Raw genomic sequence first — 16,515 nt, forward strand, 5'->3', positions numbered from 1 at the left:
AGGGGGGCGGGGACCCGCGCACGGGCCCCCGCCCCCCTCCCGCGGTCAGGCGCGGCGCCGGTCGCGAGGGCGGGCCGCCAGGCGGGCCAGCCCGTCCCGGTCCACCTTGCCCGTGGGGCCGACCGGCAACGCCGGCAGGACCAGCACGTGCTCCGGGAGCATGTAGCTGGGCAGGGTGCCGGCGAGGTGACGGCGGACGACACCGGCCGTCGGGGCCGGTGCCACAGCGCTCCCGTCCGACGCCGGCTCCTCGGCCGCGGTCCCGGACCCCGTCGCCACCGCCGCCACGATCTGGGGCCCGTCCTCGCCCCGCAGCGTCGTCACCGCGCAGTCCACCACACCGGGCACCTGCCGCAGCGCGGCCAGCACCTCGCCCAGTTCGATGCGGTAGCCGCGCACCTTGACCTGGTCGTCCCGCCGGCCGCGGAACTCCAGGTGTCCCTCGGGCATCCAGCGCGCCCGGTCACCGGTGGCGTACATCCGCTCGCCCGGCAGGCCGCTCACCGTGTCGGCGGTGAACCGGCTCGCCGACAGCTCCGGGTCGCCCACGTACCCGTCGGCCACCACCACGCCCGCGATGTGCAGGTCGCCCTCCACACCGATCGGACAGGGCTTGCGGTCTTCGTCCAGGACGTAGTAGCGGGCGTTCTGGATCGGCCTGCCGTACGGGATGCTGGGCCACCGCGGGTCGACCGCGCCGATGTCGAAGTGGTTGGACCAGATCGTCGCCTCCGTCGCCCCGCCCAGCGCCACGACGTGCGCCCGGGGGAAGCGGGCCCGCACCCGGTCCGGCAGGGTGAGCGGCACCCAGTCGCCGCTGAGGAAGACCAGCCGCAGATCCGGCACCCGCTCGCCCGCCGGGACGCCGTCGCTGAACGACATCACCATGCCGAGCGCGGCCGGCGCCGAGTCCCAGAAGGTGACGGGCTCACCGAGCATGATCTCCAGCAGCCGCTCCCCGTCCGTGAGTTCGACGGGCGGGACCACGCGCACGCTGGCGCCCGCGGCGAGGATCCCGAGCAGGTCGTACACCGAAAGGTCGAAGGTGAGCGCGGTGACCCACAGCAGGCAGTCGTCCGGGCCGACGGCGTACGTCTCGTTCACCCACTGGACGACGTTCACCGCGCTGCGGTGGCGCACCGAGACGCCCTTCGGCACCCCGGTGGAGCCGGACGTGAAGATGACGTACGCGGTGTCGTCGGCGCCGGGCCCGGTCGGCAGCGGCAGACCGCGGGCGTCCTCGACGTCGCTCCAGGTGCTGACGACCGGGGTGTACGGGGTCCCGGTGCCGGTGGGCGCCAGCCGCAGGACGACGTCGTAGCGCTCCCGCAGGACGGCCGGCCAGTCGTCGCCGGTGCGGCGGCGCACCTCCGCCCGGACGGGCAGGCCGAGTTGCTCGCCGAGCCGCTCGAACCAGACGGCGGGCAGCCGCAGATGGGCGCCGTCCCCCTCCCCGTCCGGTTCGGCGAGGTCGGCGAGGACCACCGCCCCGCCCGGGGCCAGGGCGCCCAGGGCGTCGCGCAGCACCGACCGCAGGTACTCGAAGCCGGGGAAGAACTGCGCGACGCTCGCCAGCAGCACCACGTCGGCGCCGGCCGGCGCCACCACGCGCCCCAGCTCGTCGGCGGGCGCGTGCACGAAGCGCGCGTCCTCCCCGGCCTCCCGGGCCGCCCGTTCCAGGGCCACCGGGGACACGTCGACGCCGGTGTAGGCGCCGGTCCGGCCGCGCAGGGCGCGCGCGATCAGCCCGGCGCCGCAGCCCACCTCGACCACCCGCGGACGCGGCGGCGCCACCGACAGCACGAGGTCGCGCACGTGTCCGACGTAGGTGCCGACCTGCTCGGCCGTGATGCCGTCGGCCGGGTCCCGGTGGAAGCCGGAGGCCCGCGCCAGGTCGTCGTCCTCGGCGACGGTGTCCCACAGCATCTCCACCGCCTCCGTGTCCAGCGGGTCCGCAGCCGCGCCGCGCAGGTCGGTGCAGACCAGCCGCAGACCGGTGCCGGCCAGATGACCCGCCTCCTCCGCGCGCCGCGCCAGCGCACGCCCGGTCACCACGAAACGGATGCCCAACTGCCGTACGGGCACGGCGATCCGCGGGGCCGGCCAGCGCGAGTCCAGCGGCACGTAGGCGGCGCCGGTGCGCAGCACCCCGACGACCGACAGCACGCTGTCGTAGGAGTTGTCGTGCAGGATGCCGACGAACCCGCCCCGGCCCACGCCCTGTCCGGCCAGGAAGCGGGCGAGCAGACCCGCGTCGTGCCACAGCCGCCCGTACGTCCTGACCTCCCCCGCGCCCAGGCGGACGGCCGGGGCGTCGGGGGACTCCCGCACGCGCCGTTCGATCAGGTCCATCATGCTCACCCCGTCCTCGAACGGACGGGCCGTGTCGTTCCATTCGGCCGGGGGCAGCTCCCAGGGCTCTGTCATCCGCCCTGCCTCCTTCAGCGGTCGCGGTCGGCGGGCGGGCGGTCAGATGACGCGGCCGTACTTGGGGTTGTCGCGGTGGATGACCCGCTCGCGGATGCGCAGCGCGCCCTGCTCGCGCACCATGTGGTCCTCCACGCTGGAGGAGGAGAAGAAACGCACCGTGTCCTCGGTGTCGGTCTGGGTGACCAGCGAGTAGTAGGTGACGCGCAGGCCGTCGCCCTCGGCGGGCTCGATCAGGAAGTGGTCGAACCAGTGCCGGGTGACGAGCCCCTCGTACATCGGGAGCATGCTCTTCATCTTGACGCGCATCGCCTCGCGGCCCTCCACCTTCTCCCCGCGGTGCGGGTGGGCGACCGAGCCGTCCTCGGTGAAGGTGGCGGTGAACTGCTCGATGTCCAGATCGTCCAGGACGCGCATCTGACGGGCGTAGAAGTTCTTGACCTCGACGTAGAGGTCGGCGGTGACGGACATGGGTGCTCCTCGGTAGATGATGCGACTGACGGGACGTCAGGGGACGGGGGCTTCCTCCAGGACGAGGAAGGCGTTGGTGCCGCCCACGCCGGCCGACATCAGGCCGGCCGTGCGCGGACGCCCGTGCGCGGGCCAGGGACGGCCCTCGGGGAGGATGCCGAAGCGGGCGCCGCGGCCGGTGAACTCCTCCACCGGGTCCTCGGTGTTCGGCGTCGCGGGCAGGAACCCGCGGTCGATCGCCAGACAGGTCTTGATCAGGGCCGCCATGCCGGCGGCGGTGTCGCAGTGGCCGACGGAGGCCTTCACCGAGCCGACCGCGACCGGCGGTCCCTCCGTGCCCAGGGCCTCGATCAGCGCGGTGGCCTCGATCTGGTCGTTGAGCGGGATGCCCACGCCGTGCGTCTCGACGTAGTCGACGTCCCCGCCCGTCAGGCCCGCCGCGGCCAGTGCCCGGCGCACCGCGCGCACCTTGCCGTCCACGCCCGGGATGACGAAACCCGGCTTGGCGCGGCCGTCGTTGGTGACCGCGCTGCCCCGGATGACGGCGTACACGGGGTCGCCGTCGCGCAGCGCGTCCGCCAGCCGCCGCAGCAGCACCGCACCCGAGCCGTCGCCCGGGACGACCCCGTTGTGCCGGCGGTCGAAGGGGCGCACGATGCCCTCGGTCGAGTAGATGCTGCGCGGGGTGCGCACGTAGGTGCCGTCGGCGTCCTCCTGGACGGCCACCGCGCCCGCCAGCGCGTAGTCGCAGGCGTGCAACCGCAGGCTCTGGCAGGCCAGATGGACCGCCACCGCCGACGTCGCGCACGCCGAGTCGAGCATCACCGACTCGCCCCACAGGTCCTGGAGGTAGGAGAAGTAGGGGCCCGCGAACGTCGGGTCCACGTGGACCACGTCGTCGAACGCGGCGCGCGGCACGTGCTTGGTGCGGGCGCACCCGGCGTACACGGCCGTACGGTCGGCGATCGCCGACAGCCGCAGCCCGGCGTCCTCCGCCGCCTGCCACAGCGACTCCTGGAGGATGCCGTGCTGCGGGTCCAGGCCCTCGACGCCGACGAGCGCGCTGTCGTAGCGGTCGCGGTGCGGGGCCACACCCCACGAGTGCACGCGCAGCCGGTCCCCGCCCAGGTCCTCGACGACCGGTACCGGCTCCCGCCGGAAGCAGTCCCGGCCCGCCACCAGATTCTCCCAGAACGCCCCGGTGTCGGGTGCGTCGGCGAACCGTCCGCCGACCCCGATCACCGCCACGGGCCCGGCGTCCCCGGCTTCCGCAGCCCGCTCCGCACGGCTCGGCTCCCTCATCGTCCGCGTCCTTTCCCGGCCCGGTCCGTCCCGGGCGAGCGCGTCTCAGTCAAAGCTGATCGCGACCTTCACGACGTCGTCGCGCCGGGTGTGTGCCAGCTCGAAGGCCCCGGCGATGTCCTTGATCCCGATCGTGTGGGTGAGGTGGTCGTCCACCCGGATCGCGCCGTCCCCGATCAGGTCCAGCGCGGTCCGGAAGGAGACGAGTCCCGGCTCCAACTGCGCCCCGCCCACCGCGTGGATCAACTGGGCGTTGCGCACGAAGAGATGGGCGTAGGGAATGCTCATGTCGTACGCCTCGGGCATGCCGAAGAAGCCCAGCCGGCCGTGCTGCCCGACCATCCGCATCGCGTGCTCGCGCGCCCCGTCGGTGCCGGCGGCCTCCACGACCAGGTCGGCGCCCCGCCCGCCGGTCGCTTCCATGACGGCCTCCTCGGCGCTGCTGCCGGGCACCAGCACGGTCACGTCCGCGCCGAGCGAGCGGGCCACGGCCAGCCGGCCCGGCTCCAGGTCCACCGCGACGACCTGCTCGAAACCGCGGTGCCGGAGCATCTGCAGGAACAGCAGGCCCGCCGAGCCGACGCCGACGACGGCGGCCGTCCGGCCCTCCGGGACGTGCTCCGGCCAGAACCGCTTCAGCGCGAACACGACCGTGCCGAGCTGCTGCGCCATCAGGTGCATGGCCGGGGACCCGGTGTCCCGCAGCGGCAGCAGGAACCGGTCGGCGATGGTCTGGTAGCGCGCGAAGGACGCCATGTACGCGTGGTTGGGCACGGTGAGCACCAGGTCGCCGGGGGAGAAGCGCCCCGAGCGGCTCTCCACCACCTCGCCCACGGCCTCGTGTCCGGGGTAGCCGGCCGGGCACGGATAGGGGTGGTCGCGCATGTCCCGGAAGAACGGGGACTCGGCGCGCACCCGGTGCACGTCGCTGCCGCAGATGGCGGCGAGGGTGTTGCGGACGAGCACCTCGTCCTCGGCCAGGTCCCGGAAGGTGACCTCCTCCACTTCCAGACGTCCGGGTTCGACGAGTACGGCGGCTTCGCCACGTACGTGCGGCATGCGGACCTTCCTTTACGGACGTGCGCCGGGCGCGGGGTGCGCCCACGACAGGGGATGACCGGGCAGCCGGAGCCGGCGGACCGCCGTCCCGGGCGGGACCGGGCGGACCTCGACGCCCCGGCACCACAGCGCGGCGAGGACGCCGAGCAGGGCCTCTTCCGGCGGCTCGGCGGGCGCGACGTCCACCACGGCCACCTCGCCGAGCCGGTCGCGGACGAGCTGGAGCAGCTTGGCCGGTTCGGCCTCGGCGCTCAGGTGCTGCTCCTGCGGGGCGGGTTCTCCCGGCGGGACGGGGCCGAGCGCGGTCGTCCACAGCAGGCGGGTGCCGCGCAGCGTGGGCGCGGCCCGGTCGCCGGGGCCGGCGGTCGCGAGCCGGGCGCCCTCGTCCGGGGTGAGCGCGCCGCTCAGCACGGCCGCCGCGATCCGGCCGGTCCCGGTGCCGTACACCGCGGCCGGGGTGACGCCCCGCGCGGCGAACCGGGCGGCGAGGTCGAGCCGCAGGCGCAGCCGTACGGCGCCGTCGCCGTCCGCCGTGCCGTCGTCCTCGGTGGCCGCGGTGGCCTCCGCGTCGGTGCAGGCGAGGACCACGGCCGGTGGTCCGCCCGGGGCGGCGGGCGGCGGGGCGGGGTCGGTGCGCAGGGCCCGGACCGCCTGCGCCGGGTCGTGCGCGACGGCGGCGAACCGGTGGGCGAAGCGTTCGCGGCCGGTGTCCAGCGTGTGGGCCACGTCCGCGAGTGACAGCTCCGGGGCGGACTCCAGACGGGCGGCCAGCCGTTCGCGTGCGACGGCGAGGGCGTCGGCCGTGGCTGCGGACAGGACGATGAGGTACGGCCCGGTCGGCGCCGGTGTGCCAGGTCGCGAGGGTGCGGAGCCGACGGCGTTCCGGCCGGAGCCGGAGCCGGAGCCGGAGCCGGATGCCGGGGCGGGTGCGGACACGGCGTCCGCGTCCGGTGCGGACACGGCGTCCGGCGCGGTCCGGGCCGGCGTGGTCCCGGGGCCCGCCGGGCCGGACGCCGGCCGGTGGGTGGCGGCGATCAGGCGTGCCTGGTCCTGGACCGTGACGTGCCGCAGGAGGTCGATCACGGGCACGTCGGCGCCGGTCGCCAGCCGCAGTTGCTCCCGCAGCTTCACCAGCAGCAGCGAATGCCCGCCGGCGTCGAAGAAGTTGCGGTCCGGGCCGAACCCGTCGTGTCCCAGCACGGCCCGCCAGGCCGCCCGCACCCCGGCCGTCACCTCGGGCAGCGCGGTACCACTGGCCGGTACGAGGTCCGGTGCCGGTGCCCCACCGGGAGCGGCCGCCGGGGCCGCCGGGGCCGCGGGCGCCACGGCGCCGGTGCGCGCTTTGCGGTCCGCCGCGCGCTCGGCGTCCGGCAGGCGCTGCCGGTCGATCTTGCCGGTCGGGGTGAGCGGCAGCGCGTCCACCAGCACGAGGTGGGAGGGCACGGCGAAGGCGGGCAGCCGCAGCCGGGCATGGCGGCCGAGGTCGTCCGCGTCGGTGCCGGGCGCGGCGACCGCGTAGGCGACGATCTCCTTCTCGCCGCGCCGGTTGACGCGGGTGGTGACGAACACCGACTCGACGGCCGGGTGGGCGTCCAGCACCGCCTCCACCTCGCCGAGCTCGACGCGCTGGCTGCGGATCTTCACCTGGTTGTCGTTGCGGCCGATGAACTCCAGCAGGCCGTCGGCCCGCAGGCGCACCCGGTCCCCGGTGCGGTAGAGGCGGGTCGTGCCGTCGGTGACGAACCGCTCGGCGGTCAGCTCCGGCGCGTTGAGGTAACCGTCGGCCAGTCCCTCGCCGCCGAGCAGCAGTTCACCGGGCACCCCGCGCGGCACCGGGCGCAGTGAGCCCTCCTGCACCACCCGTACCTCGGTGCCGGGCACGGGCCGGCCGATGGGCACGGTCCGGGCGTCCGCCGCGAGGGAAGTGACCGGGAACCAGGTGGAGGTGAAGGAGTTCTCGGTGGGGCCGTAGCTGTGCAGCAGGACCCCGGGCCGGCTCCAGCGCAGCGCGCGGCGCATGTGGGGCACGGAGATCAGCTCGCCGCCGAAGTAGACGTACCGCAGCGACTGGAGGGTGTCGGGGGCGTCCTCGATGATCCGGTTGAGCAGCGGCGTCGTGACGAGCAGGGTGGTCACCCCGCGTTCCCGCACGACCGCGCGCATCTCGCGCGGGCTGAGGACCAGGTGCTTGTCGAGGACGACGAGCTGCGCGCCGTGGGTGAGGGCGCCCCAGATCTCGTAGCTGGCGCCGTCGAAGTTGAGCGGGCAGAGCTGGGCGACGACATCGGTGGCGTCGAGCGGGATGAAGTCGGGCCTGCCGAAGAGCCGGGCCAGGCCGCGGTGCGGCAGGACGACGCCCTTGGGCCGGCCGGTGGTGCCGGAGGTGTAGAGCACGCACAGGGTCGCGGCCTCCGGCGCGGGGCCGGCCCGCCACGTCCCGTCCGGTGCCGGGGGTGTCAGGCCGCGCGCCTGCTCCCGGGCTTCGCCGACCTGGACGGCCGCTCCCTCCGGCAGCGTGACGGCCTGCCCGCAGCCGGGGTCGGTGACGAGGACCGCCGGGCGGGCGTCGTCCACGATCAGCTGGAGCTGGGCCTGCGGGTAGGCGGGGTCGAGCGGCAGGTAGGCGGCGCCCGCCAGCGCACAGGCCAGCCAGAACACCGGGGTGTCCGCACCGGGGGAGAGCAACAGGGCGACGGTGTCGCCGCGCCCGACGCCCCGGCCGTGCAGCCAGCCGGCCAGCTCGCCCGCCTGCTCGGTCAGTTCGCCGTAGGTGAGGGTGCGCTCCCCGTGGCGTACGGCGACGGCGCCGGGGCGGGCGGCCGCCTGCCGCAGGACCAGGTCGGGGACCAGGAGCGCCGGGGTGGTGGCGGGCGCGCCGTGGGCGGCCGCCCCGGACGTGCCGGGGTCGCAGGCGGCGAGCAGGTCGCCGCAGGTGGTGTGCGGCTCCGCGACGGCACGGGCCAGCAGTTCGCGCAGTTCCTCGGCGAACAGGGCGGCGGTGTCGGGGCGGTGGCGGGCGGTGTCGTAGTAGACGCACAGCCGGGTGCCGGCCGCGCTCTCCAGCACGTTGAGCGAGAACTCGTACTTCGACGTCTCGTCCGGGTGGTCGAAGCGGCGCACGGTCGTTTCGCCGGCGCGCCACTCGTCCTCGTAGGCCGGGGTGTACATGAACACCGTGCGCTCCGAGCCCGGACCGTCCGCGTGCGCGCTGCGGATCTCGCGCAGCCGCCGCGTCGGCAGGTGCGCGTGCTCCATGGCGTCGAGCACCTGCTCGCGCAGCCGGCGCGTGACGTCCAGGAAACGGTCCTCGGGCGCGAGGCGGTCGCGGACCGGCAGGGCGCGGCTGAACAGGTCCACCTGGTCGGCGTCCGCGTCGCGGCGGCCCGCGAAGACCATGCCGAAGGTGCCCTCGGACTCGCCGGCCCAGGCGTGCAGCAGCACCGACCACGCGGCCAGCGACACCACGGCCGGGGAGGCGCGTTCGGCGGTGGCCAGGGCCTGGACGCCCGCGGTCACCTCCGCGGGCAGCGCCACCTCCACCCGCCCCGAGGGGCCGGGGAAGCGGTCCTCGGGGACCATGTCGTGCGGGGGCGCCAGGGGGGCGGGGGCGTCGCGCAGGACCGAGGTCCAGTACGCCTCGGCGTCGGCGTCCGCGGCGGCCCGTTCGGCGGGGTCGGCGTCGGGGGCCGCGGGAGGGCGCGCGGCGGGTGCCGGGCCGCCGGCTGCCCGGGAGCGGTAGGCGGCCACCAGGTCCTCGGCGAGGATCCGGCTGGACCAGCCGTCCGTGACGATGTGGTGCAGGGTGACGGCGAGCAGCGCGCCGCCCTGCCCGCACAGCAGCGTGGCGCGCAGCAGCGGGGCGGTTGCCAGGTCGAACGGCGCCCGGCCGGCGACCACCGCCCGGGCGAGTGCCGCCTCGCGGTCGTAGCGGCCCGGGAGCCGCTCGGTGAGGAACGCCACCGGCGGGTCGGGCTCGGTGGTGCGGTACAGCTCGTCGCCCTCGGTGGTGAAGGTGCTGCGCAGTGCCGGATGGGCGCGCAGCACGTCGCCGAGCGCGGCCCGCAGCGCCGGTTCGTCGACGGACGGGGTGAACTCCAGGTCGACGGTGACGTTGTAGCGGTCGGACTCCGGCTCGCGCTGGCAGGCGAGCCAGACGTCCAACTGTTCGGAGGAAGCGGGCCGGCCGGCTGCCCGCGCCTGCGGTCGCGCGTCCGTCACTTCGGGACCGCCAGGTGGTCGCCCGCGGCGGCCCGCAGGGTGCGCACCAGGTCGGCCACCGTGCGCACCGAGCGGAAGTGCAGCGGGGTGAACTCGGCGTCCGTGATCTTCACGCCGAACCGTGCCTCGCACTGGGCGCGCAGCTCCACGAAGCCCAGGGAGTCCAGGCCCAGGACGTCCTGGAGGCCGTCGTCGTCCCCGATGCGGTCGGCGGGCACGTCGAGGAACAGGTCCTCGACGAGGATCTCCTTGAGGGTCGCTTCCAGGGTCATGACGTCTCTCCCTTGCTGTCGGTGGATCGGTGCGGCGCGACGACCGCCGCCCTCCGTTCCCGGTCCCCGGCCCCGCGCGCCAGCTCGGCGATCGCCGGTACGGGCACCCGGTGGTCCCGGGCCCGGCGCAGCACCGGCTCGGTGAGTGCGGCGAGTTCGGACGGCCGTACGCCGGCGGTGACGTCCCGGTGCAGGGAGGTGTCGGTCCGGCCGGGCAGGGTGTCCAGGGTGTGCAGCAGCCGCCGCGCGTCGACGGCGACCGACTCGGCCGCCGCCACGGCGCAGGCCTCCCGGGCGGCCTCGCGCAGCAGCGCCGCCGTCCCGGGGTCCCTGCGTACGGCGCCGAGCGGCCCGTCGACCGCGGTGGTGGCCAGGGCCAGCGGCAGCAGCAGGACCAGCTTGTGCCACAGCACGGTGGCCGCGTCCTGCTGCGGTACGCAGCCGATGCCCGCGTCGGTGAGGGCCTCGGCGAGGAGGGTGAGGCGGGCTCCGGCCGGGCCCTCCGGAGCGGCGGGGCCGGTGACCGGGCCGGTCCCGGGTGGGCTGTCCGGGGTGTCCGGGGCGAGGGAGACCTCCGCGAACAGGGAGTTCCAGGTGACCTCCCCGGGCGCGGTCCGCTCCGCCTCGACGCGGATCGCGCCGACCAGCTGACGGTTCCCGAACCGGGCCCGCAGCACGGCCGGATGGTCGAGCCCGTTGAGCAGCGGGACCACCGAGTCCGGTGCCGCCCCGGGGGCGACGCGCTCCAGCGCCGCCTCCAACGCGGGTGCCTTGACGGTCACCCACAGCACGTCGACGGGTTCCTCCAACCGGTCCACGGCACGGGCCGCGGCCCGGTGGTCGCCGCGCAGCCGGCTGCGGACGGCGATCAGGCCCGGGTAGCGGGCCCGGGAAGCCTCCCGCATGACCAGGGTGATCTCGTGGCCGGCGCGGGACAGCGCCGCCCCGACGGCCAGCCCCACTCCGCCGGCGCCCAGAATTGCATGCCTCAACACGCTTCCTTGCCGCATCTCGTGACGGACGCGGGTGTTCCGCGCCGCCGCCGCCCGATGCGGCGGGCGGCGGAAGGGGAACACCGCGAGAAGTAAAGGAAAAGGCCGGTAAAGGCCACTGGTGAGAGAGGGCGCGACCACAGGTCAGGTGGAAGGCCGTCCCAGAGTGCGTCGAAGTCCGTAGAACTCCGACGTATTTCAAAACAGGTCGGGCGACCGGTCCGGAGCCCTCGTTGCGGCGTACATCATGCCCCCCGTCACGCCGAATCATGTCTTCCTCGAACGCAGCCGCTGAAATACTGCGTTCACAAACGACTCATCGACGGTAGGGGTGCAAACTTTCGGCCGTCAACGTTCTTTTCAGCCATGCGGTTGGCTGGCGCATGCGCCGTACCCTCGACGGTGGCGGGTGCCGGCCGCGACCCTGCGAGAAGGATGGCCGACAATCGCCCCTTGACCGGCTCGACGGCCGCTGCCTACGCTCCGATATCGGCAATCTGGCCGTTACGGTGATCATTTACCTCAGGGGCCTAACCGGTTGACTCACCGGTTTGTGTGTCCGTTCCTGCGGGGGATCGAAAATTGAAACTTCACGCAGCTGCGCCTTTGTGCGTGGCCCCCGCCCGGCTGCGCCGCAACCGGGCCGTGCACCATGAGCCGCACTGATCCGGGGGAATTCATCTTGAGCGAAGACGGTGTGGAAACGCGCCCGGAAAGACAATGGGGCGAGCAGTCCGGAAAGGAACACGGGAAGGAGTCCGAAGGGGTGCGCGGAAAGCAGCCCGCGGATGTCGGAGCCGCCGCGAAAGCCCCCGTCCGGTCGGTGACCGACCAGGTGAGATCCGCGTGGGCCGAGGTGCTCGGCCATGACGACTTCGACGACGACACGCCTTTCACCGAAGCGGGCGGGCATTCGCTGAAAGCCACGCAGGTTCTCATGAGGCTGCGTCGACGGCTCGGTGTACGGCTGCCCAACCGGCTGTTCTTCGATCACCCCACGGTCCGCGAACTGGCGGTCGCGGTGGAACGTATCGCCGCTACTCAACCGATCGCCTGACCGGTCGGCCCGACCGCATGTCGGTCACGGCTGCACGGCGGAATCGAACGAGACAAGGAAGGCATCTCCCGTGACTGCTCCCGTTTCCCGCGACACCTTTCGCGCATGGGGTGACGGCGTTTTCCCGCCTGCCGAATGGCACGGTGACGCGAAGACCCCGATCGACGCCGACACGGCGTTCAACGGATTCATCTCCACCAATGTCGTGTACGCCCTGGAACAACTCGGCCTGTTCACCTGGTTCGACGAGTCCGGCGTACTCGACATACCGCAGTACTGCCGCCTGCACGGACTCGACGAAAGGGTTCTTCGTCAACTCCTCGCCGCGGCGGAGTCCTTCGGCCACCTCGTGGTGGCCGGCGACCGGGTGACGCCCACCCCGGCCTGGAGCGAACTCCGCCGTAAAATCGGGTTCTTCACCTGGGGGGTCGGCGGATATCACGACGTGTTCGCGAGTGCGGCCGCCATCACCCGCGGAGAACGCGTCTTCGGACGCGACGTCCGGCGCGACGAGGGCATGGTGGCACTCGGTTCGGCCCAGGCCGACCTGGCGATGATGCGCCATCTGCTGGACGAGCAGATCGCCGCACTGGACTTCTCCGTCCTCGCCGACCTCGGCAGCGGCATCAGTGAACGGGTGTCCCGGCTCGTCAAGTCCCGCCCCGGCACCCGCGGTCTGGGCCTGGACATCAGCGCCTCCGCCACCGAACTGGCCGCGGGCACCGTCGCACGGCACGGACTGACCGACCGCGTCCGGCCGATCTGCGCCGACGTCCTCGACGTCCTCTTCCGCGGCCGCCGCATCGAGGGGGCCGACCAGGTCGACGTCGCCATGAGCTTCATGTTCCTGCACGACCTGCTGGTCGACCCCGGCACCCGGACGGAGGTGATCCCGGCACTGCGCAAGGCGTTCCCGCACGCGCACACCTTCCTCCTCGCCGACACCACCGTCCGCCCGCGCGGCGCGGGGGACGCCCTCCCCGTCTTCTCCAGCGGTTTCGAACTCGCCCACGCTCTGATGGGCGTGCCGATCTACACGCGCGAGGAGTACGAGAACCTCTTCCACGAGGGCGGCCTGCGCCTGCGCCGCACGATCCCCTTCGGCGCCCCGCACACCTACCTGTTCGTACTGGAGGCCCAGTGACCGGCGAACGACACCCGCAGGACGCCGAGATCGTCGATGGGCTGCCGATCCCCCTCGCCGTGGCCGGCCACCACCAGCCCGCGCCCTTCTACCTCACCGCCGACATGTTCGGCGGCCTGCCCGTGCAGCTGGCCGGCGGCGAACTCAGCGCCCTGGTCGGCAAGCCCGTCGCCGAGCCGCACACCCACCCGGTGGACGAGCTGTACCTGCTGGTCTCCCCGAACAAGGGCGGCGCCCGCATCGAGGTGCGGCTCGACGGCGTCCGCCACGAGCTGGTCTCCCCGTGCGTCATGCGGATCCCGGCCGGCAGCGAGCACTGCTTCCTGACCCTGGAGGCCGAGGTCGGCAGCTACTGTTTCGGCGTCCTGCTCGGGGACCGCCTGTGACGTCGGCCGCCGCTCCGGGCCGGACGTTCAACGTCACCGTCCCCGGCGCCGACCACCTGATCCGGCTGCACCTCAGCGAGAGCCCGCTCGGGGCCAGCCCGGCGGCCCTGCGCGCGGCCGAGAACGAGCTGCGGCGCGCGAGCGTCTACCCCGACCCCGAGCGCCAGGACCTGGTGCGCGCCCTCGCCGGGCACTGGGACGTCACCCCCGACCACATCGCCGTGGCCAACGGCAGTGACGAACTGGTCCTGGCCACCGCCCTCGCCCTCGGCGACCGCGACCGGCCCGGACTCGTCACCGACGGCACCTTCCCCGGCTACCGGGCCTGCCTGGAACTGACCGGCCGCGGCTGCACCGCCGTACCGCTGGCGGACAAGGCCGTCGACGCGGATGCGTTCGCCGCACGGCTTCCCGGCCACGGGATCGGCTACCTGTGCAATCCGCACAACCCCAGCGGTGCGGCTCTCACCGGCGAGGAGCTGACCGCGCTCGCCGCCGCCGCGGCCCACGCCGGGGTGCCGCTGGTGTGCGACGAGGCCTACATGGAGTTCGCCGCGCCCGAAACCCCGCAGACCCGCGGCCTGCTGGACGGGGACGCTCCGCTCGTCGCCCTGCGCACCTTCTCCAAGGCGTACGGGCTGGCCGCGCTGCGCGTCGGCTACGCCGTCGGCCGGCCCGACCTGATCGCCGTCGTCCGGCAGACGCTGCGCGCCCTGCCGTTCAGCGTCAACCGGCTCGCGCAGGCCGCCGCGCTCGCCGCGCTCGGCGACCCGGACTTCGTCGGGGAGGTGCGCCGGTCCACCGACGCCCGGCGCCGCTGGTTCACCGGCGAACTGGACCGCAGGGGGCGCGGACACCTGCCGTCCGCCACCAACTTCGTCGCCGTCGCAGCCGCCGACAGCGCCCTCGCCCAGGATCGGCTCGCAGCGGATTTCGGCATTCTCGTTCGCAATGCAGGACTGTTCGGATTCCCCGGATATCTGCGCACGTCGCTCGGCACGCAGGAGCACCTCGTGCGTTTCCTCGACGCGCTCGACGAGATCGAGAAAAACCCCTGAACCACCACCGGAAAAGCCCGGCGGACGACTCTGAACGCGAATGAGAAGGAGCTATCTGCGTGTTCCGTCAAGACCCGTTGAACACGATCCTCGCCCTGGGCTCCGGGTTCACCCCCACCGCCGTCCGGGTGACCGCCACGCTCCGGCTGCCCGACCTGGTCGAGAAGGGGCACCGGACCGCGGCTGCCCTGGCCGCCGAGACCGGCACCGACGAGCAGTCCCTCGGCCGCGTCCTGCACTACGTGAGCCTGCTCGGCCTGTTCACCGAGACCACCACGCCCGACGGCACCGCCAAGGCGTACGAGCTGACCGACGTGGGCCGGGTCCTGCTCTCCTCGCACCCGGGCAACCTGCGGCGCTGGCTGGACCTCGACGACCCCAGCCGTCCGATGGAGGCCCGCTTCGAACCGGCCATGGGACGGCTGCTGGACGCCGTGCGCACCGGGCAGCCGGTCTACGAGCAGGCCCACGGGCGGCCTTTCTGGGCCGACCTGGCGGCCCACCCCGACATCGAGAAGTCCTTCAACGCGGGCATCGCCCGGATCGCGGGCCGGCTCGTCCCGGAACTGGCCCGCATCTACGACTGGGGGTCGGTCGGCCACGTCGTGGACGTCGGCGGCGGGAACGGTTCCCTGCTTCTGAAGCTGCTCACCGAGCACCCCGCCCTGCGCGGCACCCTGCTGGAACTGGACAGCGTGGTCGAGGAGGCCAAGGAGACGACGGCCCCGGTCGGCGACCGCTGCGACCTCGTCGCCGGCAGCTTCTTCGACCCCGTGCCCGCCGGCGGGGACGTCTACCTGATCGCCAACACCCTCCACAACTGGAGCGACCACGACGCGGGCCGCATCCTCGGCCGCTGCGCCGAGGCCCTCGCCCCCGGCGGACGGGTCGTGGTCGTGGAGCGGCTCCTCGACAGCGGCAAGGACCCCGTCATGGCGAGCTACGCCGACCTGCTGATGCTGGTCCTGCTCGGCGGCCGCGAGCGCAGCATGTCCGACCTGCGCGACCTCGGCGCGGGCGTCGGCCTCGCCCTCACCGACTCGAGGAGATTCGAGCTGCCCGGCCACTGGCTGGTGGAGTTCACCAAACAGCAGACCGGAGAGGAGACCAGGTGAAGCGCTCGCTGAATCCGGACGAGCCCAACGCCCTGCTGTCGTACGACTTCGACCGGGGCAGCAACTACGAGAACGTCCTCCACCTCACCGACGCCCTCGGCGCACTGGTCCCGGAGAGCGAGACCGACCACCCCGACCAGCGGTTCTTCCAGGTCACGCACCTGATCACCGAGTACGCCTGGGTACAGGTCCACTACGAGCTGCGCCGGGCGATCAGCCATCTGGACCACGACCGGTTCGCGCCGGCTGTGCGCCTGTTCGACCGGGCCACCGGCCTCAGCGAGGTGACCGTGCAGGCGGTGCGACTGCTCACCGACCACCTGCCCCAGCACAGTCTGCTCATGATGCGCAACGCGCTGCCCGAGGACGCCACCGGCCTCGACTCGCCCGGCTACCGCAACCTGCGGCGCGTGGCCCGCCCGGTGTGGAAGGCGTACGAGGAGGCACTCGCGCGCGCCGGCCTGTCCCTCCAGGACGTGATCGCCCAGCAGGACGACGGCTACGAAGGCCCGCGCACGGCCGCCTCCCAGTCCCTGGCCCTCGTCCGGGAGGCGATGCTCCGCCTCGACGGCAGCGTCCTCGGATGGAAGCAGCACCACCTGATCATGGTGTGGTCGCAGCTGGGCGGTCAGCCGGGCCTGCGCAAGGAGACCGTCACGCAGGCCGGGACCGCGCGGGACGGGGAGACGGCAGGTCCCGTGGAGCTCCCGCAGAGCCTGGGCGGCCGGTCCCTGGCCACGCTGGAGGCCCGCTCCCAGCTGGCGCTGTTCCCGGAACTGTGGCGGGCCGCGGAGGAGGCGTACTGGCTGCTGGGCACCCGCCACGACACCGACGCGCCGGTCCGCGGGGGCACCGGCGGCGGGGGGTGCCCGGTCCAGCACTGACCTGCCCCCAGGCCCGGTGAGCGGGGGGGCCCCCCCCGGGGGGGGGCCCCCCCCCCCCCCCCCGTTCCCGGCCCACGGGCGCCCCCGACCCCGACCCCGGACCCCGCGCCCCCGGCCGGCGCCCCCGGGT

The 16,515-nt window shown here is 73.9% G+C and carries 13 protein-coding genes; 6 read left to right on the top strand and 7 right to left on the bottom strand.

Translation table 11 applies throughout. From position 1 onward, the window contains the following. Positions 1-45: 45 nt before the first annotated feature. From ACIP5W_RS14365 to ACIP5W_RS14395, 7 genes are read right to left on the bottom strand one after another with little or no spacing between them, the layout of a single operon-like run. Complete coding sequence (locus tag ACIP5W_RS14365) at positions 46-2,427, bottom strand: AMP-binding protein (RefSeq protein ID WP_401471856.1); 2,382 nt, start codon at positions 2,425-2,427, stop codon at positions 46-48. Between the two features lie 42 nt (positions 2,428-2,469). Further along, positions 2,470-2,898 carry a nuclear transport factor 2 family protein gene (locus tag ACIP5W_RS14370; RefSeq protein WP_401471859.1) on the bottom strand — a complete coding sequence of 143 codons (429 nt, stop codon included), beginning with the start codon at positions 2,896-2,898 and terminating at the stop codon, positions 2,470-2,472. A 36-nt stretch (positions 2,899-2,934) separates the two neighbouring features. Then, positions 2,935-4,200: a polyketide synthase gene (locus tag ACIP5W_RS14375; RefSeq protein WP_401471862.1), complete on the bottom strand. Its 1,266-nt coding sequence runs from the start codon at positions 4,198-4,200 to the stop codon at positions 2,935-2,937. A 45-nt stretch (positions 4,201-4,245) separates the two neighbouring features. Next, positions 4,246-5,259, bottom strand: coding sequence for a zinc-binding dehydrogenase (locus ACIP5W_RS14380; RefSeq protein WP_401471865.1), 1,014 nt, complete (start codon positions 5,257-5,259; stop codon positions 4,246-4,248). A 12-nt stretch (positions 5,260-5,271) separates the two neighbouring features. Further along, a complete protein-coding gene (locus ACIP5W_RS14385; protein WP_401471868.1) occupies positions 5,272-9,477 on the bottom strand; it encodes an amino acid adenylation domain-containing protein in 4,206 nt (1,401 codons plus the stop codon). Then, positions 9,474-9,749 (bottom strand): acyl carrier protein, encoded by a 276-nt coding sequence (locus ACIP5W_RS14390; RefSeq protein WP_401471871.1) that lies wholly within the window; start codon positions 9,747-9,749, stop codon positions 9,474-9,476. The genes ACIP5W_RS14385 and ACIP5W_RS14390 overlap by 4 nt, the downstream gene beginning before the upstream one ends. Further along, the gene (locus ACIP5W_RS14395) at positions 9,746-10,741 is read right to left on the bottom strand and encodes a ketopantoate reductase family protein (protein ID WP_401471874.1); all 996 of its coding nucleotides are present in this window, start codon (positions 10,739-10,741) and stop codon (positions 9,746-9,748) included. The genes ACIP5W_RS14390 and ACIP5W_RS14395 overlap by 4 nt, the downstream gene beginning before the upstream one ends. Before the next feature lie 682 nt (positions 10,742-11,423). On the opposite strand from ACIP5W_RS14395, the gene ACIP5W_RS14400 reads away from it, so the two are divergent. From ACIP5W_RS14400 to ACIP5W_RS14425, 6 genes are all read left to right on the top strand, one after another. Further along, on the top strand, positions 11,424-11,798 hold the full coding sequence (locus ACIP5W_RS14400) for an acyl carrier protein (protein WP_401471877.1): 375 nt from the start codon (positions 11,424-11,426) through the stop codon (positions 11,796-11,798). Between the two features lie 70 nt (positions 11,799-11,868). Further along, positions 11,869-12,942 carry an SAM-dependent methyltransferase gene (locus ACIP5W_RS14405; RefSeq protein WP_401471880.1) on the top strand — a complete coding sequence of 358 codons (1,074 nt, stop codon included), beginning with the start codon at positions 11,869-11,871 and terminating at the stop codon, positions 12,940-12,942. After that, positions 12,939-13,328: a cupin domain-containing protein gene (locus tag ACIP5W_RS14410; RefSeq protein ID WP_401471883.1), complete on the top strand. Its 390-nt coding sequence runs from the start codon at positions 12,939-12,941 to the stop codon at positions 13,326-13,328. Before ACIP5W_RS14405 ends, ACIP5W_RS14410 begins: the two co-directional genes overlap by 4 nt. Further along, positions 13,325-14,386, top strand: a complete 1,062-nt coding sequence (locus tag ACIP5W_RS14415; RefSeq protein WP_401471886.1) for a pyridoxal phosphate-dependent aminotransferase — start codon at positions 13,325-13,327, stop codon at positions 14,384-14,386. The genes ACIP5W_RS14410 and ACIP5W_RS14415 overlap by 4 nt, the downstream gene beginning before the upstream one ends. Positions 14,387-14,445: 59 nt before the next feature. Continuing rightward, on the top strand, positions 14,446-15,501 hold the full coding sequence (locus ACIP5W_RS14420) for a methyltransferase (protein ID WP_401471889.1): 1,056 nt from the start codon (positions 14,446-14,448) through the stop codon (positions 15,499-15,501). After that, positions 15,498-16,385, top strand: coding sequence for a hypothetical protein (locus tag ACIP5W_RS14425; RefSeq protein WP_401471892.1), 888 nt, complete (start codon positions 15,498-15,500; stop codon positions 16,383-16,385). The genes ACIP5W_RS14420 and ACIP5W_RS14425 overlap by 4 nt, the downstream gene beginning before the upstream one ends. Positions 16,386-16,515: the final 130 nt, after the last annotated feature.

Source organism: Streptomyces sp. NPDC088766 (assembly GCF_044750845.1).
Classification (GTDB): domain Bacteria; phylum Actinomycetota; class Actinomycetes; order Streptomycetales; family Streptomycetaceae; genus Streptomyces.

Bases quoted from the DNA above. Each gene is read 5' to 3' on its own strand.
- ACIP5W_RS14390 (WP_401471871.1), bottom strand. From the start codon at position 9,749: ATGACCCTGGAAGCGACCCTCAAGGAGATCCTCGTCGAGGACCTGTTC.
- ACIP5W_RS14375 (WP_401471862.1), bottom strand. From the start codon at position 4,200: ATGAGGGAGCCGAGCCGTGCGGAGCGGGCTGCGGAAGCCGGGGACGCC.
- ACIP5W_RS14370 (WP_401471859.1), bottom strand. From the start codon at position 2,898: ATGTCCGTCACCGCCGACCTCTACGTCGAGGTCAAGAACTTCTACGCC.
- ACIP5W_RS14380 (WP_401471865.1), bottom strand. From the start codon at position 5,259: ATGCCGCACGTACGTGGCGAAGCCGCCGTACTCGTCGAACCCGGACGT.
- ACIP5W_RS14365 (WP_401471856.1), bottom strand. From the start codon at position 2,427: ATGACAGAGCCCTGGGAGCTGCCCCCGGCCGAATGGAACGACACGGCC.